The 22,507-nt window shown below is 66.5% G+C and carries 23 protein-coding genes, 7 tRNA genes and 1 riboswitch; of the genes, 18 read left to right on the top strand and 12 right to left on the bottom strand.

What is annotated here, in order from left to right:
- Positions 1-331: 331 nt before the first annotated feature.
- From AB0M15_RS19365 to AB0M15_RS19350, 4 genes are all read right to left on the bottom strand, one after another.
- The gene (locus tag AB0M15_RS19365; RefSeq protein ID WP_363820346.1) at positions 332-1,465 is read right to left on the bottom strand and encodes a hypothetical protein; all 1,134 of its coding nucleotides are present in this window, start codon (positions 1,463-1,465) and stop codon (positions 332-334) included.
- A gap of 423 nt (positions 1,466-1,888) precedes the next feature.
- Positions 1,889-2,425, bottom strand: a complete 537-nt coding sequence (locus tag AB0M15_RS19360) for a flavoprotein (protein ID WP_363820343.1) — start codon at positions 2,423-2,425, stop codon at positions 1,889-1,891.
- Complete coding sequence (locus AB0M15_RS19355) at positions 2,422-3,615, bottom strand: helix-turn-helix domain-containing protein (protein ID WP_363820340.1); 1,194 nt, start codon at positions 3,613-3,615, stop codon at positions 2,422-2,424. Before AB0M15_RS19355 ends, AB0M15_RS19360 begins: the two co-directional genes overlap by 4 nt.
- Positions 3,616-3,763: 148 nt before the next feature.
- The gene (locus AB0M15_RS19350) at positions 3,764-3,901 is read right to left on the bottom strand and encodes a hypothetical protein (RefSeq protein ID WP_363820337.1); all 138 of its coding nucleotides are present in this window, start codon (positions 3,899-3,901) and stop codon (positions 3,764-3,766) included.
- A gap of 12 nt (positions 3,902-3,913) precedes the next feature.
- Here AB0M15_RS19350 and AB0M15_RS19345 point away from each other — a divergent pair, with 12 nt between their 5' ends.
- The 4 genes from AB0M15_RS19345 to AB0M15_RS19330 all read left to right on the top strand — a co-directional run bounded on the left by AB0M15_RS19345 (position 3,914) and on the right by AB0M15_RS19330 (position 5,840).
- Positions 3,914-4,171: a hypothetical protein gene (locus tag AB0M15_RS19345; RefSeq protein WP_363820335.1), complete on the top strand. Its 258-nt coding sequence runs from the start codon at positions 3,914-3,916 to the stop codon at positions 4,169-4,171.
- Positions 4,149-4,553, top strand: a complete 405-nt coding sequence (locus AB0M15_RS19340) for a hypothetical protein (RefSeq protein ID WP_363820332.1) — start codon at positions 4,149-4,151, stop codon at positions 4,551-4,553. The genes AB0M15_RS19345 and AB0M15_RS19340 overlap by 23 nt, the downstream gene beginning before the upstream one ends.
- Positions 4,554-4,639: 86 nt before the next feature.
- Positions 4,640-5,371: a DddA-like double-stranded DNA deaminase toxin gene (locus AB0M15_RS19335; protein WP_363820330.1), complete on the top strand. Its 732-nt coding sequence runs from the start codon at positions 4,640-4,642 to the stop codon at positions 5,369-5,371.
- Positions 5,372-5,387: 16 nt separating this feature from the next.
- Positions 5,388-5,840 (top strand): Imm1 family immunity protein, encoded by a 453-nt coding sequence (locus AB0M15_RS19330; RefSeq protein ID WP_363820326.1) that lies wholly within the window; start codon positions 5,388-5,390, stop codon positions 5,838-5,840.
- 209 nt (positions 5,841-6,049) lie between these two features.
- On the opposite strand, the gene AB0M15_RS19325 is transcribed toward AB0M15_RS19330, so the two are convergent.
- Positions 6,050-6,121, bottom strand: a tRNA-Val gene (locus tag AB0M15_RS19325).
- Positions 6,122-6,242: 121 nt separating this feature from the next.
- Between AB0M15_RS19325 and AB0M15_RS19320 the strand changes: the two genes are divergently transcribed.
- Positions 6,243-6,803 (top strand): CGNR zinc finger domain-containing protein, encoded by a 561-nt coding sequence (locus AB0M15_RS19320; protein WP_363820323.1) that lies wholly within the window; start codon positions 6,243-6,245, stop codon positions 6,801-6,803.
- Between the two features lie 101 nt (positions 6,804-6,904).
- Here AB0M15_RS19320 and AB0M15_RS19315 read toward each other — a convergent pair whose 3' ends face one another.
- Entirely contained in the window at positions 6,905-7,738 is an 834-nt protein-coding gene (locus AB0M15_RS19315) for an aminotransferase class IV (protein ID WP_363820320.1), read from the bottom strand.
- A 180-nt stretch (positions 7,739-7,918) separates the two neighbouring features.
- Between AB0M15_RS19315 and AB0M15_RS19310 the strand changes: the two genes are divergently transcribed.
- The 3 genes from AB0M15_RS19310 (at position 7,919) to AB0M15_RS19300 (ending at position 8,203) form a co-directional block, all read left to right on the top strand.
- Positions 7,919-7,991: transfer RNA gene (locus AB0M15_RS19310), tRNA-Gly, on the top strand.
- Positions 7,992-8,043: 52 nt separating this feature from the next.
- A tRNA-Cys gene (locus AB0M15_RS19305) sits at positions 8,044-8,114 on the top strand.
- A gap of 17 nt (positions 8,115-8,131) precedes the next feature.
- Positions 8,132-8,203, top strand: a tRNA-Val gene (locus tag AB0M15_RS19300).
- Between the two features lie 272 nt (positions 8,204-8,475).
- Here AB0M15_RS19300 and AB0M15_RS19295 read toward each other — a convergent pair.
- Positions 8,476-8,919 (bottom strand): pyridoxamine 5'-phosphate oxidase family protein, encoded by a 444-nt coding sequence (locus AB0M15_RS19295; protein ID WP_363820318.1) that lies wholly within the window; start codon positions 8,917-8,919, stop codon positions 8,476-8,478.
- A gap of 194 nt (positions 8,920-9,113) precedes the next feature.
- Between AB0M15_RS19295 and AB0M15_RS19290 the strand changes: the two genes are divergently transcribed.
- The 3 genes from AB0M15_RS19290 to AB0M15_RS19280 all read left to right on the top strand — a co-directional run bounded on the left by AB0M15_RS19290 (position 9,114) and on the right by AB0M15_RS19280 (position 9,389).
- Positions 9,114-9,186, top strand: a tRNA-Gly gene (locus AB0M15_RS19290).
- Between the two features lie 29 nt (positions 9,187-9,215).
- Positions 9,216-9,286: transfer RNA gene (locus AB0M15_RS19285), tRNA-Cys, on the top strand.
- 31 nt (positions 9,287-9,317) lie between these two features.
- Positions 9,318-9,389: transfer RNA gene (locus tag AB0M15_RS19280), tRNA-Val, on the top strand.
- Positions 9,390-9,532: 143 nt separating this feature from the next.
- On the opposite strand, the gene AB0M15_RS19275 is transcribed toward AB0M15_RS19280, so the two are convergent.
- The 3 genes from AB0M15_RS19275 to AB0M15_RS19265 form a co-directional block, all read right to left on the bottom strand.
- Positions 9,533-10,276, bottom strand: a complete 744-nt coding sequence (locus tag AB0M15_RS19275; protein ID WP_363820315.1) for an SDR family oxidoreductase — start codon at positions 10,274-10,276, stop codon at positions 9,533-9,535.
- Between the two features lie 24 nt (positions 10,277-10,300).
- A complete protein-coding gene (rsgA, locus tag AB0M15_RS19270; RefSeq protein ID WP_363820312.1) occupies positions 10,301-11,368 on the bottom strand; it encodes a ribosome small subunit-dependent GTPase A in 1,068 nt (355 codons plus the stop codon).
- Between the two features lie 163 nt (positions 11,369-11,531).
- Positions 11,532-12,815: a YihY/virulence factor BrkB family protein gene (locus tag AB0M15_RS19265; RefSeq protein ID WP_363820309.1), complete on the bottom strand. Its 1,284-nt coding sequence runs from the start codon at positions 12,813-12,815 to the stop codon at positions 11,532-11,534.
- 18 nt (positions 12,816-12,833) lie between these two features.
- On the opposite strand from AB0M15_RS19265, the gene AB0M15_RS19260 reads away from it, so the two are divergent.
- The 3 genes from AB0M15_RS19260 to AB0M15_RS19250 all read left to right on the top strand — a co-directional run bounded on the left by AB0M15_RS19260 (position 12,834) and on the right by AB0M15_RS19250 (position 16,615).
- Positions 12,834-14,459 (top strand): acyl-CoA dehydrogenase family protein, encoded by a 1,626-nt coding sequence (locus AB0M15_RS19260; protein WP_363820306.1) that lies wholly within the window; start codon positions 12,834-12,836, stop codon positions 14,457-14,459.
- Between the two features lie 22 nt (positions 14,460-14,481).
- A riboswitch (ZMP/ZTP riboswitch) is annotated at positions 14,482-14,565 on the top strand.
- Positions 14,566-14,609: 44 nt separating this feature from the next.
- On the top strand, positions 14,610-16,058 hold the full coding sequence (locus AB0M15_RS19255) for a glycine hydroxymethyltransferase (RefSeq protein WP_363820304.1): 1,449 nt from the start codon (positions 14,610-14,612) through the stop codon (positions 16,056-16,058).
- 83 nt (positions 16,059-16,141) lie between these two features.
- Positions 16,142-16,615 (top strand): MarR family transcriptional regulator, encoded by a 474-nt coding sequence (locus AB0M15_RS19250; protein WP_363820301.1) that lies wholly within the window; start codon positions 16,142-16,144, stop codon positions 16,613-16,615.
- Here AB0M15_RS19250 and AB0M15_RS19245 read toward each other — a convergent pair.
- Both AB0M15_RS19245 and AB0M15_RS19240 read right to left on the bottom strand, forming a co-directional pair.
- Complete coding sequence (locus AB0M15_RS19245; RefSeq protein WP_363820298.1) at positions 16,612-18,462, bottom strand: glycoside hydrolase family 9 protein; 1,851 nt, start codon at positions 18,460-18,462, stop codon at positions 16,612-16,614. The genes AB0M15_RS19250 and AB0M15_RS19245 overlap by 4 nt on opposite strands.
- Positions 18,463-18,567: 105 nt before the next feature.
- Positions 18,568-18,990 (bottom strand): winged helix-turn-helix domain-containing protein, encoded by a 423-nt coding sequence (locus tag AB0M15_RS19240; protein ID WP_363820295.1) that lies wholly within the window; start codon positions 18,988-18,990, stop codon positions 18,568-18,570.
- Between the two features lie 383 nt (positions 18,991-19,373).
- Here AB0M15_RS19240 and AB0M15_RS19235 point away from each other — a divergent pair, with 383 nt between their 5' ends.
- From AB0M15_RS19235 to cysD, 4 genes are all read left to right on the top strand, one after another.
- Positions 19,374-21,062, top strand: coding sequence for a nitrite/sulfite reductase (locus AB0M15_RS19235; protein WP_363820292.1), 1,689 nt, complete (start codon positions 19,374-19,376; stop codon positions 21,060-21,062).
- Positions 21,059-21,208, top strand: coding sequence for a hypothetical protein (locus AB0M15_RS19230; protein ID WP_166678852.1), 150 nt, complete (start codon positions 21,059-21,061; stop codon positions 21,206-21,208). The genes AB0M15_RS19235 and AB0M15_RS19230 overlap by 4 nt, the downstream gene beginning before the upstream one ends.
- Positions 21,205-21,888 carry a phosphoadenylyl-sulfate reductase gene (locus AB0M15_RS19225; protein WP_363820289.1) on the top strand — a complete coding sequence of 228 codons (684 nt, stop codon included), beginning with the start codon at positions 21,205-21,207 and terminating at the stop codon, positions 21,886-21,888. Before AB0M15_RS19230 ends, AB0M15_RS19225 begins: the two co-directional genes overlap by 4 nt.
- Positions 21,885-22,507: sulfate adenylyltransferase subunit CysD (cysD, locus tag AB0M15_RS19220; RefSeq protein ID WP_363820286.1), on the top strand; the 623-nt coding region annotated here is incomplete at its 3' end. The genes AB0M15_RS19225 and cysD, both read left to right, overlap by 4 nt.

The following is a 22,507-nucleotide window of genomic DNA, read 5'->3' as shown; positions in this document are numbered from 1 at the left end:
AGCCTCCACAACGCGGCAAGCGAAGCGCCGCCGCACAAATGACGAGAGCGACCAGGTTCGCCTATTTCGGCGAACACAGGTCGCTCATCGATCTCGTGGGCGATACTGGGTTGGAACCAGTGACCTCTTCGGTGTGAAGGCGGATGCGCCGTCCCAATAGCCGTGCGGTGGTTCGTAGATGACTGCCGCCGTAGCGTCGCCCGTCATCTCCCGTCGCGGCAAACCATTCGTCTTGCTGCTTTTTCGCTGCCCTTGGTGTGCGACGGCCGATTCCTCGGAGCGTGTCCGAGACCATTGGACTCGCCATGGTCTCGGACACGTCGTCCGCATGCTAGTGAGCGTCGTCCGGCACTTTGACGAGCATCACCGACGCGGGGTCGATGTCGCTCGCGACCGCCAGATGCGGCCGGTCATGCTCGCCTCCGAGGAGCTGCACCGCCGCCTGGGCCGAGAGGTGTGCCGAGTTGACGGACTGGCCGTTCGCGATCGCGGCGTAGAGCCGAGTCGCGTACGTGATGGCGTCCGAGTCATCGATCGTGCCAGTCATTCCGATAGCCAACGGTGCGAACAGATCGACCAGGGCGTCGGCCTGCCCAGCCGACTCGCAGGAGTTGAGCACAATCAAAGTGGGCGGATCGTCGGTCGCCCTACAGGCGTTCGCAAAAGCCTCTGCGGTGACGATCACTCCCTCGTGGAAGTCGTCGACGTCGGCCTCGAACTCGATGACCCGGTCATTGCTGTGTCCGGAAAAATGCACAACATGCGGGCGGAACTTGGTGATGCCGTCCAACAGATCGTCGGTGGTCGCTGATGGGCACAGCCGTAGATCCACGTAGTCGCGGTGCAAGGTCGCCTCGACGGCTCGCTGAATCTTGCCCTGCTCCCGGCCGATTCGCAGATCGCCCTCGGGTGATGCGGCGAGCATCAACACGCGGAGACGCTCGGGCTTCGGCTTGCTGAGCTGGCGTAGGGCGTGGTCGGCCTTTGCCTCGGTCCAGTTGATGCGTTGTTCAAGGCTCAGACGGTGCGCAGCGGCTTCCTGCTCGATTCTCAACTGCTCGGCTTTGCGCTGACGCTCAGCGCGGTCTGCTTCCGACTTCCGTCGGCGCTCCGCTTGATCAGCCGCTGCCTTGCGCTTCCGCTCGGCATTGTTGGCTTCGGTCAGTTCGGCCTTGGTCAGCTTCTCCCAGAGGCCAGCTGCCTCGGCTCCGTACTTCGCCGCCTTGGCCTCCAGTTCCGCCGCGTCCTTGCCGTACTTGTTGGCAGCAGCGGCAGCGCGGTTGGCCTCCGACAGCCGCGTCTTCTGCGTGTAGAGGCTGGACGTCCTGGACGCGGACTCCTGGGCCTTAGCGGCGTCATGACGTTTGGCGGCTTCTTTCCGGCGAAGCTCCGCCGCCTGCTTCGCGGCGGCGGCCTGAGATTGACTCTTCTGCTTGTGCTGGCTGCGGTACATCGTGACGCTCATGGATCGCGGTCTCTCCTCGTGGAGTCACACCGCCGAGCCTGCAAGGGCGCACCTGGTGTACGCCACCCACGACGAGTGGGTAGGGTCTGATGCGCGTACCCGGCAAAGGACGCAGCAGACCCCGGCTCGGCTTCCGACCTTCGTTCGGATTGCCCGACCGGGGTCTTCTATCGTGCTGCCCCCATACTGCCATAACGGATCGATAACCAAAGAATTACATCGATTGTGACTACCGCTCACAGGCCACCTATGGCTTCCTGCGACGTTTAGGGGGTGGATCCGATCCCCCCCACTGCCAACGCTTTCATCTGCTTAGGTGGCCAATGGGCCTGACTCTTGTGCGTTTGTGAACCGAGAAGAAGTCGCCTCACAGGCCGGGCAGTGGCGCCCCACCTGGTGTGATCAGGTCGCATCGCTGAAGGTCTAGCGGGGATCGAGTGCCGCCAACACCCATTCCCAGCTGAAGCCGGATGCGGCTTCCGCGCCAGTTCCGGATGCAATTGCATCGACTGCGGAGGTTGATCCACTCTGCGGGTCGACGATCGTCACCCCCGCGTATCGGAGCACCGCGAGCGAAGCAAGCCACGCTGGGTGACCGGCTAAGTCGCGCTTCGCGAATGGGGTCGCTGCGGTCGGTGTGCGCGAACCAAGGGCGGAACAAAGCGTCGTGAGCGGGTACGTGTTGGCGTTGCCGTTGGCCCAGGCGTTGAGGGTGTTAAAGGTCATGGGGACGACGGCGACCGCGTCGGCCGGTGGGGTGCGCTTCGGCTGATGTGGGGTGCGGTTGCCGGTGATGACGGGAGCATCTCCCAGGTCCTGGTCTGCGAGCCAGGGCATGGCGGCATCGGTGGGGATGACGTAGGGGTCCCAGCCGTTGGCTCGGGCGGCCTGGACGCCGTCTGCGGTGCGGGAGGCGAGGGGTGCGCCGCAGACGACGATGTAGAGGGTTCGATTGGTCACGCGAGGACTCCTGCGCGGGTTGCGATAGCGGTTAGGGCTGGGGTGGGTTTGCGGGAGCGCTTGAGGAGTTCGCGGACCAGCTCGCGGGCGATGGTGTGGTAGCGGATCGACTCGGGGGCGACGCGTTCGGCTTGCTGTAGGTGGAGGATCGCTTCCATGTCGTTCTTCGCGTGCGCCTGAGCCCATGCCAGGTCGAGATGCAGGCGGGAGCGGCGACCCTGGAGTCCGGCCGGCAAAGTCTCAGTGTCGATCTCCGTCGCTACCCGCAGGACACCGGCAGGGTCTCCGAACTCGGCAGCTACAGACGCCTTGTGGATCAGCACATTGGTAGGACCGAAAGCCGTCCACCAGTGGTTGCCGTCGTGGGCTAGCAGGCCAGACAGGCGGTCTGCAGTCGCCAGACGCTCGGTGGAGGCTGCCCGGTCGGAACGTCGGCCCGCGATCACTGCCGAGATGAGCCACAGCGAACCGGCCAGAGAGACGGCATCAGGGGCATCGGAGCTTGTGAGCGGCATGAGGCTCTCTGCCGATCGGACAGCGACGCGCTCCGCGTCGTCGGTGCGCTGGCTTCGCAGGAGCGCACAGACAACCTGGTATGCGGCCATTCCCTGCGCCGTCTTGGACTCTGCAGCCATGGCGGCGTGAGTCGCTCGGTCGGCGGCGAGCCAGCCGAGCTGGTGCTCCCCCACCTTCGTCAGGAGCTTCGCAGCGGCCGAGTAGACCGAGCAACGCGCAAGGTGCGTCTCTCGCCCGTCGCGGCCCTGATAGCCGTCGTACGAGTCGGCGGCTTGGATGAGGTCGGGAAGCATCGCCGTAGCCGACTGGTACCGGGCGGCCTGGTACGCCTGGTGCACGAGGACAGCACCGTTGCGGAGCTGCGGGAGCGGCCAAGGCGTCACCTGCTCCCCCAACAGGTGGTGATAGCCAGCGAGCTGACTGCGGACGGCGTCCACAGCCGTCACCTGCTCTCCGGCGTCAGGAGCCAGGACCCAGTCGCGGCCGATGAGGTCGGCAACCTCGATACGCAGAACGGTTGCTAGGTCGTTCAGCGTGGACAGACGGTCGACGCCGCGAATGCCCCGCTCGACTTGGGACAGCCATGACCGCGACATGCCGATCAGACCGGCCAGGGCGTCCTGCGACATGCCGCGCCGTTTGCGGTACGCCGCGATTCGCTCACCGATCTGCATCTCGCCCAACCTTCCGCGACCGTCGTGCGTCTAGTCAACCTCCGTTCTGACCACGCAATGCGCATAAAAGTTCGCAAGGCGCTGACTGCGCAGAGGCAAGGCACTCTCACCTGACTCTGGATACATGACATCAGATCGATCTGCGAATTCACCGCTGGCGGTGCGAGATGTCGGGCCGCCAGATTCGACTCCATCGGCGAGTCACGTTCCAGGGGCCCTTGAGGAGGACTTCACCCGGCCGCTGCTGCTCGGATATCTCCAGCGGCAACTCCTGGTCACTGACCATCAGGTCGACAGTGTGAAGCGTCAGTTCGCCGCGTTCGCCCGAGCAGAGGGCTACTCGATGGGATTCACCTACGTCGAGCGGCCCGACAGTTGGCCTGCAGCCTTTGAGGCTTTGGTCGAGGCGGTCAGACGGTACGAGGTCGCGGCTGTGGTGGTACCGAGCCTGCTGCACTTCGCCGCGCTTGATGCTACGGCAGGTTTCAGGGAGCACTTCGAGAGCGCGACAGGCGCGTGCGTCCTTGTCGCCGATGCGCGAACCCACCCCGGCTGAGCGGCACCGTCTAGCGCAGGCCATGGCCGCCCGATCTACCCGCAAGAACCCAATAGCCGGCTGGCGCGGCGCGGCGAACGACTCCGCTCTGCGCCAGCCGTTCCAGAAAGCGAGGCACACGATGTCCGACGTCCAGCGGTTGAAGGCTCAGCTCTATCAACTCATGGCCGAAGCCCAACAGGGCGCCGGCAGCCTGGCGGGTTACCGACAGAAGTTCGGACAGACCGGGGCTCAGGTCCAGGCGCTCATCGCGGGCTCTGCCACTGGCGCTGACCGCGATATCTCCGAATTGCTGGACGCTGCAGGACGATCGCTCGAGCAGGCGGTTGAGTCGTTGCAGATCGCTGCGCAGGGATGCCGTAGCTACGCCGATCAGATCTAGCAGTCCGCGGGCACGGAGAGATGTCTTCCGAACTTCAGCGGGTCGCCAAGGCTTTGGCCGGTGCTCTGGAGGAGGCGCCGCGGGTAGTGGACTACCTACTCCGTACCGCGCAGAAATGTCGGCAGAACGCGGAGGAAGTCGGTCACCTGTCCAATAGCCCCGCGGCACAAGTGGCCGCGATGCAACTGGACGAAGCAGCCCGGCGCTGCGAAGAAGCGTCACGCTACCTCGCACAGGCCGCACCGAAAGCCCGTGACTGGGCCGACCGGGCGGTCGGCGGCGGACGCCCGGCGGAACCGGCCGGTGGCAGCATTCCGCAAAGTCGCAGCGTCCCAGCGAGGAGGACGCCGCCCGAAGACCGCCGGCAGAACGGGAACCCGCCGAAGTCTGAAATGCACGGCGAGGTTGCAGACAGAAACGGTCAACCCGACGCGTTCGAGCCTGTTGCCCGCGAGATTCTGGAACGACTTCCTCGGCGGGAGCCGACAGACAAGACCCGCGGTATCTGGATCGACGCTGATGGTCACGAACACGAGCTGATCAGCGGGGTTGATGAATACACGACGGCTGTCGACCAGTTCATGGTGGAGCATCGGATCAGGATCGCGCCTGGCGCTGACACACTCGGCTCGCATGTCGAGGTCAAGTTCGCCCTGCGGATGCGCCGAGAAGGTCTGGCCGATGCGACGATCACGATCAACAACAAGCCCTGTCCCGGTCCGTACGGTTGTCACCGGAACCTGTGGAGGTTCCTTCCGGACGGTGCCCGCCTGACCGTGTATGGCCCTGACAACTTCAAGCGGACCTATCCCGAGTAGAAAGACTCATGCACAGATGAGCTACAGCATTGAAGCCTACTTCCGGCATGAACACGACGACGAACCGGTCGTGATCCGGACGGACGCTGACGTCGACCAGTTGGTGGATGCTCTCCTGGCCGAGTTGTTCGATCACACGATGGCTGCGCTGTACCTGACCGAGCGTCCGTTGACGGAGCAGGGCTATCCCGACCACGACTTCCGCGTAGGCATCAACGCCGAGCGCAAGCTTGGCGGCATGAAGTTCGCTGGAACGGTCGATGGGGCCGCAGGCGTCTGGTATGCCATCGGGACAGCGTCGCAGCACGATGAGGTTGTCTATGAGTACGCCGGCCATCCGGAGGCACTTCCGCTCGACTCAGAACTGCCGCTCGAAATGATCCGAGAGGCGGTCAGGGAGTTTCTTCGAAGCGGCGGCGAGCGCCCTGGGTCGGTTGAGTGGCAGGCCTGGCCATTAGGCGTCGCCTGACGGTGCAACCCCCGACTTGCGGCCGATGGCCCCTGGTCCAAGGGTGAGCCGGCGGGGCGCGGTCACCGCGACGAAGGAGCGGCAAAAGAGGGTGGGTGGGAGCGGCCAGAGCTGGGAGCGAGGGACGAGCGAGCGGCGGCGGGCGCGTGGGGTTCGACAGGAGCAAGACAAAAGCCGGTCGCCTTGGGGCTGACCGGCTTAATCTCGGGTGGGCGATACTGGGTTCGAACCAGTGACCTCTTCGGTGTGAACGAAGCGCGCTACCACTGCGCCAATCGCCCGGATCTGCTTGCGTCGTACTGTGTTGCGGGTGAAACCATAGCGCATTGGTCCGCGACGTACGAATCGGGCCGGGCTACTCTTGCTGCAAGACGGAGACCCCGTCGCGTTGGAGACGTGATTGTGACTTTCTCGCACGACACCGAGCACGCGCTCGGCACGCTGGTCCGGCTGGTGAACACGCTGCCCGGGCCGAGTAGCCAGGTGGACACCATGGCAACGCTCGAGGATTTGGAGAAGTTCGTCCACGAGCAGGAGTTCAGCGCGGTGGGCAACCTGACCGAGACCGACCTGCAGGACATCCGGGAGCTTCGGCCGCTGTTCGCGCCGGTGTTCACGACGGCGTCCGATGCCGAGGCGGCGGCGATGATCAACGCGATCGTCGCGAGCGGTACGACGACGCCCCGGCTGACCAACCACGACGGTCACCCGTGGCACATCCACTACTCGCGCGACGGTTCGTCGCTGACCTGCCGGATCACGGTCGAGTGCGGGATCGCGCTCGCCCAGGTGATCTCGGCCGGTGAGCGCGAGCGGTTGCGGCGCTGCGAGGCGCCGGACTGCGACGACGCGCTGATCGACCTGTCGCGCAACCGCTCCAAGCGGTACTGCGACGCCCGCACCTGCGGCAACCGGCTGCACGTCGCGGCCTACCGCGAACGCCGCAAGACGGCCGGCGAATAGACGACGAACAGCGTCCGGAGTACCAGTCTGGTACTCCGGACGCTGTCGTTTCAGCCGGTACTACGGACGCTGCGCGCCCCGCGAGGCCGGCGTGTCCGCCGTTACGGGTCGAGGTCGTCGGCGGAGCGTTCGGCGAAGACCTTCGCCACTGCGGTCGTCACCTCACCCGGTACTGCCAGGTCGCGGTCGTCAGCGCGATGGATCGCCTGGACGTCGCGGGTGGTCGACGTGAGGAAGATCTCATCGGCCTCGGCCAGCTTCGCCAGCGGCACATCGCGCTCGACTCCGCCGAACCACGCCAGCACCAGATTGCGGGTGACGCCGGACAGCGCGCCCGACTTCAGCGTCGGCGTGACGAGCTCGCCGTCGAAGACGCAGAAGATGTTCGAGCCGGTGCCCTCGCACAGGTCGCCGACGGTGTTTGCGAAGATCGCCTCGCTGCCGCCACGCTCCTTGGCGTACGCGAGTGCCCGGACGTTCTCGGCGTACGACGTGGTCTTCAGTCCGGCGACGGCGCTGCGCTCATTGCGCACCCAGGGCACCGTGACGATCGCGGAACTCGGTGCGGGCTTCTCGATCGCCTGGGCCGCGACGATCAGCGTCGGGCCGTCGGTACCGCGATCGGACGACAACGGCGAGACCCCGCCGGTGTACGTGATCCGCAACCGGCCGAACGCGATGTCCGGATCGGCCTTCACGACGGTCGCGATCGCGTCCCGTACCAGCGCCAGATCGGGCGCCGGCAAGCCGAGCCCGGTCGCGGAGGCGACCAGCCGGTCCAGGTGCCGGGTGACGGCGAACGGCTGCCCGTCGACGATCTTGATGGTCTCGAAGACGCCGTCACCCGTGGTGAGGCCGTGGTCGAGCGGCGAGACGGCCGCCCCGCCGGCGATGGCAGAGGCGTCCTGAAGAGCGCCGTTCAGCCAGATGTTCATTCCTGCTCCTTCCAACGCCGGACACCCTATGCCGCAAGGCATCCGGGGCCCGCCACGGCGTCCGCGAGTGACCAGTCGATGACACGCGGTGGGCCGGAAGGTGACCCCCGTTTTTGAACTCACCCGCACGGTGCGCTAGTGTTCTTCTCGCACCGAGGGGAACGAAAACCCGGTTGCAACGCGAACGTAGCTCAGTTGGTAGAGCGCAACCTTGCCAAGGTTGAGGTCGCCGGTTCGAACCCGGTCGTTCGCTCGGAGAGGGCCATCCTCTGGTCGAGAAGTCGGCAGGCCAGCCTTTCTCACCTGGTGGAGTGGCCGAGAGGCGAGGCAACGGCCTGCAAAGCCGTGTACACGGGTTCGAATCCCGTCTCCACCTCGAACATTCTTAAGCTTGGACGATTGGCGCAGCGGTAGCGCGCTTCCCTGACACGGAAGAGGTCACTGGTTCGATCCCAGTATCGTCCACTCGGAGCGAGGACGACGCGTGTCCGCCAAAGTCGGCGGAGCGGGTCGTCCTCGTCATTTGTGCGGCTGCGCTTCGCTTGCCGCGTTGTGGGGGCTTCGCCACCCACACCCCCCTCCGCCCCGTCCTACTCTCGCTGCCCCGGCACCCTCACACCCCCGGCACCCTCACTACCCCGGCCCTACCCTCGCCGGCTCGCCCCACCCTCGTTGGCCCTCGACTCGGGTGCGCCCGGCCGAATTGCCGTCGGTGCTGTTGTGGTTGCCGTGGTGGGTTAGATCAGCCAATTGCCTTCGAGCATTAGGTCTCTGTCGGGGATCTCGTTTACTTCTCGCCAGGCTTGGATTCGGGTGGGGGTTACTCGGAAGAACGGGTAGTTGGACTGGCGGGGGTCGAAGCCGGCCTTCTCGGCGAAGGCGTCTGCGTGGGGGGTGGGGACGGGTGTTGCTAGCTCTGCTGTGCCCCAGATCAGGACTACGTCGCGGGTCTGGCCTAGGGACAGGTGGACTTGGCCTGTTGCTTGGAGGTTGAGGCTGGTGGGGTTCTTGCGGGCGGTGGACAGGAGTAGGGCGTTGTCCAGCCACAGGAATGACAGTGGCATCAGGTATGGCGTGCCGTCGGTGGAGGCTGTTGCTACCCAGGCGTCTACGTCGGTGGCTAGGCGGTGCAGGGTGTCGGCTTTGCGGGTTTCGGGGGTGCGGGCGGGGGCGTGTGGCATGGGGGTTCCATCTCGTCGGGGGGCTTCATCATGCTTGAGGATGGGTGCAACTCGTGGGGCTGGAGTGGTGAGATTCACGCCTGGAAAGGTGTGTCGTGGTTGCCTCTAATCCGATTTCCACCCGTGCGGAAAGTGCGCTACTGTTCTACTCTCGCACCGAGCAGGTCGAAGAAGTTCGAACAGCTCAGCGCGATGCGAACGTAGCTCAGTTGGTAGAGCGCAACCTTGCCAAGGTTGAGGTCGCCGGTTCGAACCCGGTCGTTCGCTCGGTACAGGTCAGTAGGCTGAGACTCTGTGGTGGAGTGGCCGAGAGGCGAGGCAACGGCCTGCAAAGCCGTGTACACGGGTTCGAATCCCGTCTCCACCTCGAAACATTCTGAAGCAGTGTGTAGTTGCATGGACGATTGGCGCAGCGGTAGCGCGCTTCCCTGACACGGAAGAGGTCACTGGTTCGATCCCAGTATCGTCCACGAGATCGATGGGCGACTCGTGCCTGCCAGGTTCGGCAGGCCGGGTCGCTCTCGTCATTTGTGCGGCTGCGCTTCGCTTGCCGCGTTGTGGGGGCTTCGCCACCCACACCCCCTTCTGCTTTGTCTGGCTTGGCTTTGCCGGTCTACATGCGGAGGTGGGAGCCTCCGTTGAAATCTAGAACTGTGCCTGTCGCGAACTCTGCCAGCGGTGATGCCAGGTAGACGATCGCTGCGGCTACCTCGGAGGGTGCGGCCACCCTTTCCAGGGGGCTCTCCAAGCGCCTTCTGTCGTAGCCGTCTCCGGAGAGGGCGGCCGCGGCCATGTCTGTGGTGGTCCAGCCGGGGGCTATGGCGGTTACTGCTATTCCTTCTGGGCCTAGGGATCTGGCTAGGGACTGGGTGAAGGAGACAATGGCGGCTTTGCTGGCGCCGTAGGCGGGTTGGTTGGGTTCGCCTCGGAAGGCGCCTCTGGAGGAGACGTTGATGATTCGGGCGCCTCGGGTCATGTGTTGGGCTGCGCACCAGGTGACGTTGGCGGTGCCGGTGAGGTTGACGTTGAGGGTGTTGCGCCAGGCCGTCTGCCATTGCTCGTACGTCGTTTGGCGGATGGGGTGGGGTTCGTAGATGGCGGCGTTGTTCACGAGGACGTCGATGGTGCCTAGAGCGGCTGCGGTCTCGGTGACCATTTGGTGGATGGCGTCGGGGTCGGCCAGGTCGGCTTGGGCCAGGACGTGGCCCTCCCCCGGCAGGTCGTTCAGGACCTTCTCGGCGGAATCGCGGGAGGAGCCGTAGTGGACTGCTACCCGGTCTCCTTCGGCGGCGAAGGCGTGGGCGGTGGCGGCGCCGATGCCGCGGGAGGCGCCGGTTACCAAGACAGAGCGATCCATGCGGTCGAGTCTTGCACCCGAGGGTTAAGGGCGCGGTTTGATGTCTCGGCGGTAGTCCTTGGTTTGGCGGACCCAGGCTTTGCGGGCCTCGGCCTGCAGGCGGCTGTCGGCGCGGCGGGCCATGTAGGCGGCCTCGCGTTGGAGCTTTACCCAGCTCTCGTAGCGGCGGACGGAGAGCGCTCCCTCGTCGAGAGCCTCGCGTACTGCGCAGCCTGGCTCCGTTAGGTGCACGCAGTCTTTGAAGCGGCATTGCTCGGCTAGGGCGGCTACGTCCGGGAAGGCGGCTGACAGGCCTTCCCCGTGCTCTTGCAGGCCGATCCCCCGCAGGCCAGGGGTGTCGATGACGACTCCGCCGGCGGGTAGAAGGATCAGCTCGCGGCGTACCGAGGTGTGGCGGCCCTTGCCGTCCTCGCGGATCGCCTGGACGTCCAGGAGTTCCACGCCGGCCAGTGCGTTCACCAGGGAGGATTTGCCGGCGCCGCTCGTGCCGAGCAGGGCCATGGTGGCGTTGCCGTCCAGGAGGGCCCGTACAGTCTCCAGGCCCTCTCCTGTGGTGGCACTGCAGACGAGTACGTCGGCGCCGGGCGCCGCGGTCGCTACGTCCTCGGCAACGGTGTCTGCGTCGCCGACCAGGTCGGCCTTGGTCAGTACTACCACCGGGCGCGCGCCACTCTCCCAAGCGAGGGCGAGGAAGCGCTCTATCCGGCCGATGTTGGGCTCGGGGTGCAGTCCGACGACGATTGCGACCACGTCGATGTTGGCCGCGAGTACCTGGCCGCGCGAGCTGCCGCCGACCTCGGCCCGCACGATCGCGGTACGACGTGGTGCGACCGCCTCGACGGTGATGCGGTCGTCGGGCCACTGGCGGAGCGCGACCCAGTCGCCGGTACACGGGGTTGCTTGTGGGTCGGTGGCGATGGCCGCTAGTACGGCGCCGGACCAGCTGGCGCGGACCGGACCGTCTTCGGTGAGGACGGTCGACAGACCCTTGTCGACGCGGACCACGCGGCCCGGTACCAGTTCTTCGGACTGGGTTGCGAGGAAGTCGGCCGTTTCGGGGTCGAGCCCGAGGGCCAGAAGTTCTGCTGACATCTTGCGACGAACCTTTCGGGAGGCCCGGCCGCGAGTTCAGCTCAGCGGACGGACGAAGTGGGAGACGACGGCCCGATGGGCCTGGTACGAGCTCATGACACCGTCAGCTCCCTTCCATGTCCTGGTCGCTCCGCAGATCCGGAACGCTGCTGTCACGTCGCAATCAGCCTAGGTCGTCGGGCTCGGTAGGCGCACCGGGTTTTCCGACAGTCGCCGGCTTCCGCTCTTCCACCGGCTTCTCCCGCCGTTTCGCCTCCGGCGAAACGGCGGGAGGTGATGAAGGCGAGGGCGCCGCAGCGAGGGGCGACTGCGGGGCGGGCGCTGGCGGGGTGGCAGTGGGCTCTGGGCTGCTGGAAGGCGCGGGCGGCGAGACCTCCACCGGCTCGACGACTTGGGCCGGGGAGGCGGGGACTCGCGGCTCGCCGAGGGCTTCGATGGCTTTGGCCATTTTGACTTCGGGGCGCTCGTCGTCCGGGGCGGTGTCCTCTTCGTGGTGGATCTTCGAGTCGGCTTTCATGACCGGCTCGGAGGCCTCCGCGGTGGCGTGTTTGCGGGACTTGTGGGGCCACGTGCGGTCGACCACCGCGTTCAGGGCAGCGCCGATTAGTACGGCGATGGCTGTCATGTAGAGCCACATCAAGACGGCGATGGGGGCCGCTAGGGGGCCGTAGATGGAGGTGCCGCCGACGGTGGTCTGCAGGATCCAGCGGAGGACGAAGCTGCCTAGGATCCAGATCGAGAGCGCGAGGAACGAGCCGGGGAGGTCGGAGATCCACGGGGTCCGCACGGGTACCGACAGGTGGTACAGGGTGTTCAGGAAGCCTGCGGACAGGATCGTGACGACCGGCCAGTAGAGCTGGTTCAGGAAGTCGAGGCGCTGGGGCAGCAGGGCGTCGACGGCACCGGGGCCGGCCAGCACCAGCGGGAGGACGATCACGCCGATCACCAGCGCACCGCAGTACAGGCTGAAGGACAGTGCGCGGGTGCGGATGATGCCGCGCCGGCCGCCCATCCCGTACATGATCGTGATGGTGTCGACGAAGACGTTCAGCGCGCGGCTGCCGGACCACAGCGCCAGCACGAAACCGACCGAGATCACGTCCGGCCGGCCGCCGTCGTCGAGCACCTTCTCCAGGGTCGGCACGATCACGTTGTTGACGGCGTCCGCGGTCAGCGCCCGGCCGGCCAGTTCGGCGATCTGCAGCTTGATGTCGTCGATCGTCTCGACCTGGAAGTACTTGCCGGCGATGAAACCGATGCTGCCGGCCAGTCCGAAGATCAGCGGCGGCAGCGAAAGGATCGCGAAGAACGCCGCCTCCGCGGCCAGACCTGTGACCCGGTAGCGCAGACAGGTGCCGACCGTCTGGGTCAGCAACCGCCACGTCGTCCCGGGGAGTCGTCGGGCCCATCCAAATGAGACGGAGGTCTCGGACCCAGAGCGTGCCATACCGCTTACCGTACTGACATGGCGGACCCAAACGCTGTAACGAATCAGGCTCCCCCACTGCAAGGGGTGAACTTCTTCACGCGGGACACCGCTCTCGGTGACTCTCTGCGTCCGTACGCTGACCTGAACGCCGATCCCGGCCTGACCGAGATCGGCGAACTGGCCGGTTCGGAGGAAGCGCTCTCCCACGCCCTCCCGGCCAACCAGAACAGCCCGGTACTCCGTACGCACGACCGCTACGGCCACCGCATCGACGAGGTCGAGTTCCACCCGTCCTGGCACTGGCTGATGAGCAAGGCGGTCGGCTTCGGACTCCAGGCAGCGCCCTGGACCAGCGACCGCCCGTCCCCACACCTCACCCGCGCTGCCGGCTTCTACGTCTGGTCGCAGGTCGAGCCCGGCCACGGCTGCCCGATCTCGATGACGTACGCCGCCGTACCGGCCCTCCGTGCAGACAAGACGCTGGCCGACCAATGGGTGCCCCACCTGGCGGCCACCGAATACGACCCCCGACGGCTCCCACCCGCCGACAAGGCCGGCGCGCTGGCTGGAATGGGGATGACCGAGAAGCAGGGTGGCTCCGACGTCCGGGCCAACCTCACCACCGCCACCCCGACCGGCGCCGAAGGCGAGTACATCCTCAACGGGCACAAGTGGTTCTGCTCTGCCCCGCAGGTCGATGTGTTCCTCGTCCTGGCCCAGGCCCCGGACGGCCTGACCTGTTTCGTCGTCCCGCGGGTCTTTGCCGATGGCAACCGGAACGCGTTTGCCCTGCAACGGCTGAAGGACAAGCTGGGCAATCGGTCGAACGCGTCCAGCGAGGTCGAGTTCCACGCGACCGTCGGCTACCGGCTCGGCGACGAGGGCGCCGGCGTCCGGACGATCATCGAGATGGTCGCGGCGACCCGGCTCGACTGTGTGCTCGGCTCGGCCGCGTTGATGCGCCGGGCGCTGGTCGAGGCGACCTGGCACACCGCGCATCGGAGCGCGTTCGGCGACCTGCTCAAGGACAAGCCCGCGATGCAGAACGTGCTCGCCGACCTCGCGATCGAGAGCGAGGCAGCAACCGCTCTCTCGATGCGCCTGGCGGCTGCGATGGACGCCTCGCAGGCTGGTGACGAGCAGGCAGCTGCGTTCCGCCGGATCGCCTTGCCGCTGGCGAAGTTCTGGGTCTGCAAGCGGACGTCGTTCACGGTCGCGGAGGCGCTGGAGTGTCTCGGCGGCAACGGCTACGTCGAAGAGAGCGGTCTCCCGCTGCTGTTCCGCGAGTCGCCGCTCAACTCGATCTGGGAAGGCTCTGGCACGGTCAACGCCCTCGACGTGCTGCGGGCATTGAGACGACCTGAGTCGCTCGAGGCCTGGCTGCTCGAGGTCGGCGCGGCCCGAGGCGCCGACCAGCGGCTGGACGCTGCGGTGACGGACGTACTGGAGTCGCTGGCGGACCTCGCCGGTGCCGAAGCGGGCGCGCGGCGACTGGCCGCCCGGATGGCCGTTTGCCTGCAGGCATCGCTTCTGGTGCGGCACTCGACACCCGAGGTGGCCGACGCCTTCGTCGGCTCGCGGCTGGCCGGTGACTGGGGTGGCGTCTTCGGCACGCTGCCGCGCACCACGGCGTACCGTCCGATCATCGACCGCATCCTCTAGCGACGGTCCCCACACGCTAGGGTTACGGCGTCGCGACTGGCGCTGAGGTGGGATCGACCACCGGGGAGCGAAAAGACCGTCGGCACCGTGCGCCTGGGTGCTACGACCTTGTCACAGGAAACCCTGTGCGACCTCAGGAGAGAGACGAAGATGACTCAACCCTTCGACGCCGCGACGGCGTCGGCCGCGTACCGCAACGCGCTCGAGGTGATCGGCGCGGTGGAGCCCACCATCGCCGGCGCGATCAAGGCCGAGCTGGCCGACCAGCGGTCCTCGCTGAAGCTGATCGCCAGCGAGAACTATGCCTCCCCCGCGACCCTGCTGACGATGGGCAACTGGCTCTCGGACAAGTACGCCGAGGGCACCGTCGGGCACCGCTTCTACGCCGGCTGCCAGAACGTCGACACGGTCGAGCAGACCGCGGCCGACCACGCTCGTGAGCTGTTCGGCGCCGCCCACGCCTACGTCCAGCCGCACTCCGGCATCGACGCGAACCTGGTCGCCTTCTGGGCCATCCTGGCCAACCGGATCGAGGCCCCGGCACTGGCCGAGGCCAGCGCCAAGCACGTCAACGACCTGTCCGACGAGGACTGGGCCAAGCTGCGCAAGGCGCTCGGCGACCAGAAGATGCTCGGTATGTCCCTGGACGCGGGCGGTCACCTGACGCACGGTTTCCGGCCGAACATCTCCGGCAAGATGTTCCACCAGAGCTCGTACGGCACCGACCCGGAGACGGGTCTGCTGGACTACGACAAGGTCGCCGCGACCGCCCGTGAGTTCAAGCCGCTGATCCTGATCGCCGGATACTCGGCGTACCCGCGCAAGGTGAACTTCGCCAAGATGCGCGAGATCGCCGACGAGGTCGGCGCGACCTTCATGGTCGACATGGCGCACTTCGCCGGGCTGGTCGCCGGCAAGGTCTTCACCGGCGACTACGACCCGGTACCGCACGCCCACGTCACCACGACCACCACGCACAAGTCGCTCCGCGGCCCGCGTGGCGGCATGGTGCTGTGCCAGCCGGAGTACGCCGACGCCGTCGACCGCGGTTGCCCGATGGTGCTCGGTGGCCCGCTCAGCCAGGTGATGGCGGCCAAGGCCGTCGCGCTCGCCGAGGCCCGTCGCCCCGAGTTCAAGACCTACGCGCAGAACGTCGCCGACAACGCGGTGACGCTGGCCGAGGGCCTGATGAAGCGTGGCGTCAAGCTGGTCACCGACGGCACGGAGAACCACCTGGTACTGCTCGACGTCTCGTCGTACGGCATCACCGGCCGCCAGGCCGAGTCGGCGCTGCTCGACGCGGGCATCGTGACGAACCGCAACGCGATCCCCCGCGACCCGAACGGCGCCTGGTACACCTCGGGCGTCCGGATCGGTACGCCGGCGCTCACCACCCGCGGCTTCGGCGCCGACGAGTTCGACAAGGTCGCCGAGCTGATGGTGGACGTCCTGTCCAGCGTCACCCCGACCACCACGTCGGCCGGTGCCGCCTCCAAGGCGAAGTACGTGCTCGCCGACGGCGTGGCCGACAAGGTCCGCGCGGCGTCCGCCGAACTGCTCGACAAGCACCCGCTCTACCCAGGCCTCGACCTGAACTGAGCACGGCGTTTGAACCGGCCGCTCCTTCGGGGGCGGCCGTTTCAACTATCCGAATCTTGTAATAATTGAGGTAGGGTTTCGACATGCCACCGGAACCGACCCCCGCCGAGGTCAGCCAGTTCGTCGAACGGTTCGCCGGCGTCCTCGCGAACAGCGGCGTACCGACGATGTCGGCCCGGGTGATGGCGTGCATGCTGGTCAGCCCGAACGGCACGATGACCGCCGCCGAGCTCGCCGAATCCCTGAAGATCAGCCAACCGGCCGTCTCCGGAGCCGTCCGGCAGCTGATCCAGGTCTCCTTCATCACCCGCGAGCGGCTCCCCGGCTCCCGCAAGGACCACTACCGGATCCGCGACGACGTCTTCACCGCCATCCTCGAACGCCGCAACAACGCCCTCGGCGAATGGGAGTCCTCGGTCCTGTCCGGCGTCGACCTCTTCGGCGAGGAGTCAGTCGTAGGCCGGCGCCTGGCCGAGAACGCCGAGTTCTTCGCCTTCATCCGCGAAGACCTCAACCAGATGATCAAGAACTGGCGAACCGACCACCCAGCCCGCTAACGCGTGAGGGCGTAGACAGCTATGGCGGCGAAGTCGTCGGCGGGTTCTGATGCCTGCCAGGAGCGGACGTCGTCGACGTAGCGGGAGCCTTTGCCGGTGAACTGGTTGTAGAAGTCGATGCCGTTGGCGGGGCAGGGCTTCATGTTGTCGAGGTTGTCGCCGAGGCCTTCTTCGAAGAGGTCGGCGGAGTTGGGGCCGTTGACCACGCCGCCGACCAGCGGACGGCCGACGATGTTGGCGATCTGGTGGTGGGGGCAGCGTTCGGCGGGTTCGCCGATGCCGATCATGAAGGAGACACCCCAGGGGTTGGCGCCGAAGTTCCAGCTGAGCTGGCCGTTGCCGAAGGCGTCGTACCGGCGGTCGCCGGTGGCGGCGCGGTAGAGGCGGGCGGTCGCGGCGAGGCCAAAGGCGTGCGGGACGGCGTCGAAGTTGTCGTACTGCGCGCCGGCGCCGAACGGGTCCTTCGTGGCCCGCTTCACCCCGATCTCCAACTGCGCCCGGAGATCATTCTTCAACGCAGCAACATCGACCGTGCGGTCGAAACGAGCGGCACGGATCAGGTCCGCGTGCGCGAGCGCGCTCACGTCGTACAGATTGAGCGTGTCGCCACCCGCCTCGTGCTTGAGGTACTCCCCCGCCCAGTACTGCGAAGTCTTCAGCCAACCACGCGCTCGGGGATCGCGAAGCTTCTGCGCGGCCAGGGCCAGCTCGGCGGCACCGAGCTCGAGGTCGTCTCGCCAAGCGCTCTCCGGGTAGAAGGCGAACGGCAGCGAGGTGGTCAGCTGCTTGACGTTGGTCGTCTGCGCCATGGCGAAGATCTGCGCAGCGGTCGCCAGATGCTGGCGCGCACGGCGAGGTGAGGTGCGCGCTTCCACCTGTGCAGCAAGGGCAAACGCGGCGGCGGTACGACCGGCAAGGTTCGGGCTCAACAGCTTGCCGGGAGCGGCCGCGCGGAAGACCGGGCGGTTCTTGATGAATTGGTGGCCGGGCGCGTTGTCGTGGTCGTCCGCCTCGGGCAGCCGCCAGATGTCGTGGTCGCCGATGAAGGTCTCCTCGACGTTCCCGGTGCCCGCGCCTACCTGGATGTAGAGCGTCTTCGTCTTCTCGTCCCACATCTTGTCCAGCCAGGCCAGTCCGTGCCGGGCTTCCTTCAGGACGGTCGAATCCGGCCACCGGCTGTCCCGGGCCGATGCCCAGAGCAACGATTCCGAGTACGCCGCAATGTGGGTGAACTTGAGGTAGTCGCCGGCGTCGTACCAGCCGCCCTCCACGTCCACCGGCCCACCGATCTTGCGCAGCTCCCCCACCGTCTGATCGGTGTCCGGGTCGACGAACTTCGGCGTGTCGTAGACCGACGCGGCCCGGTCCGTGAGGTGCGCCGGCTTGCGCCCGAGCGACCCCTTCACGACGTTCGCCCCGTCCCGCTGCTCGGTGAAGAACGTCACCGCCTTGTCCTTCGCCCCGCCCAGCAACCGGTGATCGGAGCCCACTTCAAACGCAGGTGAGGTCGACACTCCCGCCACCTTCACCCGGTACGTCCCCGGCCGCCGCAACCCGGACAGATCCAGCTTGTAGACATGCTTGTACGCCGTATTCCACGCCCCCGCGTCCTGCCCAGCACGTCCGGTCAGCACCCGATGCCCGCGCCGATCAACCACCTCGAATCGCGCACCCGCCGCGACCTGCCCGGTCATCAGGTACGCCGCTTCGCCCGCGGCCCCCGTATAGCCGAGCTGGTTCACCCGGATCAGCCCCGAGTACAGCGGCGAATGAGCAGCAGCCGCAGCAGGCGACACCGCCAACCCGGCAGCCAGAGTGATCGAGATGACGCGGCGCAACGTTCCCATCGCGGAGCTCCCCTCCAACAACCGTTAGGAAACCTTCCTATTGGTTGCCGACACGCTAGCGCAGCAGTGCCTCGGCGTACACCGTCCGGAGCCCGGCAATCCGGGTCATCGGCGGGCCGGGACGGCATGGGCGAAGACGAAGACCTCGCGGGCGTCGTCACCTCCGGACGGGTCGTCGTGGTACTCCCGGATCAGGTTCTCGATCCGCGAGCTGAGCTCGTCGAGCCGTTCGGGCGTCAATGTGAGCCATCTCTCGGTGGACCAGGAGTACTCGGCTGCCGTCGCCACCCGCCACCACCGCTCACGCCGGGTCTTGGCCAGCTCCGGCACCTCCGCGATGACACCTGCGGTGGCCAGAACCTTGAGGTGATGGCTGATGTTGCCGACGAGTTCGCCGGTCGCCTCCGCCAGCCGGCTGGCGGTCGCGGGTCCGTCGGCACGCAGCAGATCGAGCATCCGATGCCGGAGCGGATGGTGGATCGCGGCCGGGGCCGGGGAGTCGACGGTCCGGCGGTTGGCGGGTGTCATCAGGCCACGCTAGCTTCCACAAGAATTCTTGTACAAGAGTTCTTGCTGGTGACCTTTCACGCCTGAAACAATCCGCAGCAGACTGGTACACATAGTCACATCGTGAGATTGCATCTCACGATGTAGGAATGGGAGTTGATTTACCGGCCGATTCCGCTGACGCTTATCAGCATGCTCGCTGCCCGCTCGACTCATCTCGTAGGTCGGATTCACGTCGACCTCGGTCGCATGCGCAGCGCCATCTGTCGTCCTTCGATGCTCTGACAGCCACCCCGCTCGAAACATCTGCTGGGTGCGCACCGCGCAGACCAGATCGAATCGACGACGCTTCGAGCTAGCCTCACGCGGACGCACCTGTCTCTAGGACAAGGACACCGTTCCGGATGACTGGCGTCTCATCAGTACCCCGCAAAGCCCCCCGGCCCCGCAAGGGCAAGGGTGAAGGCCAATGGGCGCTCGGCTACCGCGAGCCGCTGAACAAGAACGAAGAGAACAAGAAGAACGACGATGGCCTGAACGTCCGGGCCCGGATCGAGAACATCTATGCCCACCGCGGGTTCGACTCGATCGACCCGGCCGACCTGCGCGGCCGGTTCCGCTGGTGGGGCCTGTACACGCAGCGCAAGCCCGGCATCGACGGCGGCAAGACGGCCACCCTGGAGCCGGAGGAGCTGGACGACAAGTACTTCATGCTCCGGGTCCGGATCGAGGGCGGCCAGCTGAGCGCCGAGCAGCTCCGGGTGATCGCGGAGGTGTCCAGCACCTACGCCCGCGACACCGCCGACATCACCGACCGGCAGAACATCCAGCTGCACTGGATCCGGGTCGAGGACATCCCGGCGATCTGGCAGAAGCTGGAAGCCGTCGGGCTGTACACGACCGAGGCGTGTGGTGACGTCCCGCGGGTGATCATCTCCAGCCCGGTCGCCGGGATCGCCGCGGACGAGATCATCGACCCGACGCCGGCCATCGACGACATCGTCGAGCGGTACATCGGTACCACCGAGTTCTCCAACCTGCCGCGCAAGTTCAAGACCGCGATGACCGGTCACCCGTCGCACGACGTGGTGCCGGAGGTCAACGACATCAGCTTCGTCGGCGTCGTCCACCCCGAGCACGGCCCCGGCTTCGACCTCTGGGTCGGCGGCGGCCTGTCCACCAACCCGATGCTCGCTCAGCGCGTCGGGGCGTGGATCCCGCTGGACGAAGTACACCTGGCCTGGAAGGGCGTCATCGGGATCTTCCGTGACTACGGGTACCGCCGGCTGCGGACCCGGGCGCGGTTGAAGTACCTGGTCGCCGACTGGGGGATGGAGAAGTTCCGCGAGATCCTCGAGTCCGACAAGTACCTCGGCCGCAAGCTGATCGACGGCCCGGCGCCGGAGATCCCCGCGGTACAGGGGGATCACGTCGGCGTGCACAAGCAGAAGGACGGCCGGTACTACGTCGGCGTCGCGCCCGTCGTCGGGCGGGTCTCGGGGAGCGCTCTCGCCAAGGTGGCCGACGTCGTCGCGGCGCACGGGTCGGACCGGATCCGGACCACCGCACAGCAGAAGTTCATCGTGCTCGACGTCGAGGAGTCGAAGGTCGAGTCGCTGGTCTCCGCGCTGGACGACCTCGGCTTCCAGGCCCGGCCGTCGGCCTGGCGGCGGAACACGATGGCCTGTACCGGGATCGAGTTCTGCAAGCTGGCGATCGTCGAGACCAAGGCCCGCGCCGCCGAGCTGATCGACGAGCTCGAGGAGCGGATCCCCGATCTCGACGTACCGATCACGGTGAACGTGAACGGCTGCCCGAACTCCTGCGCCCGGATCCAGGTCGCCGACATCGGCCTCAAGGGCCAGCTGGTACTCGATGCCGACGGCAAGCAAGTACCGGGCTACCAGGTCCACCTCGGCGGCGGGCTCGGGCTGGACGCCGGCTTCGGCCGCAAGCTGCGAGGCCACAAGGTCACCTCCGAAGGGCTCGCCGACTACGTCGAGCGGATCACCCAGAACTACCTGAAAGAACGGTCCGAGGGCGAGCGCTTCGCCCAGTGGGTCGTCCGTGCCGAGGAAGGAGCTTTGCAATGAGCGAACGAGCAGCGCCGTTGTACTGCCCGTACTGCGGTGACGAGGACTTGCGTCCTTCCGAAGAGGGCCATGGCGCCTGGGAGTGCCGCCCTTGTGCACGGGTGTTCCAGCTGAAGATGATCGGACTGCGGGTGAGCGTCGAATGAGCAATCTGAAGGAGATCGCCGAAGAGGCGAACGAACGACTAGCCGACGCCTCGGCGCTGGAGGTGCTGGCGTGGGCGCGGGAGACGTTCGGTGACGAGCTGGTGGTCACCGCGTCGATGGCCGACGGAGCACTCCCCCACCTGGCGGCCGAGGCGGCGCCCGGCGTCGACGTGCTGTTCCTCGACACCGGCTATCACTTCGCCGAGACGATCGGCACCCGGGACGCGGTCGCCGCGACCCTGCCCATCCACCTGATCAACGCGACCCCGAAGCAGACCGTCGAGGAGCAGGACGCGGAGTACGGCAAGGACCTGTTCGCCCACGAGCCCGACAAGTGCTGCGCGCTGCGCAAGGTCGAGCCGCTCAACCGGGTGCTCTCCGGCTACAAGGCCTGGGTGACCGGTGTACGCCGCGAAGAGGCGCCGACCCGGGCCAACACGCAGGTCGTCGAGTACGACGAGAAGCGCGACATGGTCAAGCTCAACCCGCTCGCGCCGTGGACCCAGGAAGACCTCGACGGGTACATCAGCGACAACGGTGTACTGGTCAATCTACTCCAGTACGACGGCTACCCGTCGATCGGTTGCCAGCCGTGCACCAAGCAGGTCGCGCCGGGCGAGGACCCGCGCAGTGGCCGCTGGGCCGGCCAAGGCAAGATCGAATGCGGGTTGCACACATGACGGCCACCGCGTTGCCGCCGTCGGTCGTGACCGAACTGGACGCGCTGGAGAGCGAGTCGATTTTCGTTTTCCGTGAGGTTGCGGCGGAGTTCGAGCGGCCGGTGATCTTGTTCTCCGGTGGCAAGGACTCCATCGTCATGCTGCATCTGGCGCGGAAGGCGTTCGCGCCGGCGTCGGTGCCGTTCACGTTGCTGCACGTCGATACCGGTCACAACTTCGCCGAGGTACTGGACTACCGCGACGCGACCGTCGCGGCCCTGGGCCTGCGGCTCGAGGTCGCGAAGGTCGAGGACTACCTCGCCGACGGGCGGCTGCGCGAGCGCTCCGACGGCACCCGGAACCAGCTACAGACCATTCCGTTGCTCGATGCAATCAACTCGCACCGGTTCGACGCGGTCTTCGGTGGCGGTCGCCGTGACGAGGAACGGGCCCGGGCCAAGGAGCGGATCTACAGTCTGCGGGATGAGTTCGGTCAGTGGGATCCGCGTAACCAGCGGCCGGAGTTGTGGTCGCTGTACAACGGGAGGCACAAGCCGGGTGAGCATGTCCGGGTGTTCCCGTTGTCGAACTGGACCGAGCTGGATATCTGGAACTACATCGAGCGCGAGCAGATCGCGCT

Source organism: Kribbella sp. NPDC051718 (assembly GCF_040681515.1).
Classification (GTDB): Bacteria; Actinomycetota; Actinomycetes; order Propionibacteriales; family Kribbellaceae; genus Kribbella.
This window is presented reverse-complemented; position numbering and strand designations above follow the sequence as displayed.

What these genes read in the sequence shown, in the direction of transcription:
- AB0M15_RS19365 (WP_363820346.1), bottom strand. Translation starts at nt 1,465, where the DNA reads ATGAGCGTCACGATGTACCGCAGCCAGCACAAGCAGAAGAGTCAATCT.
- AB0M15_RS19355 (WP_363820340.1), bottom strand. Translation starts at nt 3,615, where the DNA reads ATGCAGATCGGTGAGCGAATCGCGGCGTACCGCAAACGGCGCGGCATG.
- AB0M15_RS19350 (WP_363820337.1), bottom strand. Translation starts at nt 3,901, where the DNA reads ATGGTCAGTGACCAGGAGTTGCCGCTGGAGATATCCGAGCAGCAGCGG.
- AB0M15_RS19340 (WP_363820332.1), top strand. Translation starts at nt 4,149, where the DNA reads ATGCGCGAACCCACCCCGGCTGAGCGGCACCGTCTAGCGCAGGCCATG.
- AB0M15_RS19330 (WP_363820326.1), top strand. Translation starts at nt 5,388, where the DNA reads ATGAGCTACAGCATTGAAGCCTACTTCCGGCATGAACACGACGACGAA.
- AB0M15_RS19315 (WP_363820320.1), bottom strand. Translation starts at nt 7,738, where the DNA reads ATGAACATCTGGCTGAACGGCGCTCTTCAGGACGCCTCTGCCATCGCC.
- AB0M15_RS19295 (WP_363820318.1), bottom strand. Translation starts at nt 8,919, where the DNA reads ATGCCACACGCCCCCGCCCGCACCCCCGAAACCCGCAAAGCCGACACC.
- AB0M15_RS19275 (WP_363820315.1), bottom strand. Translation starts at nt 10,276, where the DNA reads ATGGATCGCTCTGTCTTGGTAACCGGCGCCTCCCGCGGCATCGGCGCC.
- rsgA (WP_363820312.1), bottom strand. Translation starts at nt 11,368, where the DNA reads ATGTCAGCAGAACTTCTGGCCCTCGGGCTCGACCCCGAAACGGCCGAC.
- AB0M15_RS19265 (WP_363820309.1), bottom strand. Translation starts at nt 12,815, where the DNA reads ATGGCACGCTCTGGGTCCGAGACCTCCGTCTCATTTGGATGGGCCCGA.
- AB0M15_RS19260 (WP_363820306.1), top strand. Translation starts at nt 12,834, where the DNA reads ATGGCGGACCCAAACGCTGTAACGAATCAGGCTCCCCCACTGCAAGGG.
- AB0M15_RS19255 (WP_363820304.1), top strand. Translation starts at nt 14,610, where the DNA reads ATGACTCAACCCTTCGACGCCGCGACGGCGTCGGCCGCGTACCGCAAC.
- AB0M15_RS19250 (WP_363820301.1), top strand. Translation starts at nt 16,142, where the DNA reads ATGCCACCGGAACCGACCCCCGCCGAGGTCAGCCAGTTCGTCGAACGG.
- AB0M15_RS19245 (WP_363820298.1), bottom strand. Translation starts at nt 18,462, where the DNA reads ATGGGAACGTTGCGCCGCGTCATCTCGATCACTCTGGCTGCCGGGTTG.
- AB0M15_RS19240 (WP_363820295.1), bottom strand. Translation starts at nt 18,990, where the DNA reads ATGACACCCGCCAACCGCCGGACCGTCGACTCCCCGGCCCCGGCCGCG.
- AB0M15_RS19235 (WP_363820292.1), top strand. Translation starts at nt 19,374, where the DNA reads ATGACTGGCGTCTCATCAGTACCCCGCAAAGCCCCCCGGCCCCGCAAG.
- AB0M15_RS19230 (WP_166678852.1), top strand. Translation starts at nt 21,059, where the DNA reads ATGAGCGAACGAGCAGCGCCGTTGTACTGCCCGTACTGCGGTGACGAG.
- AB0M15_RS19225 (WP_363820289.1), top strand. Translation starts at nt 21,205, where the DNA reads ATGAGCAATCTGAAGGAGATCGCCGAAGAGGCGAACGAACGACTAGCC.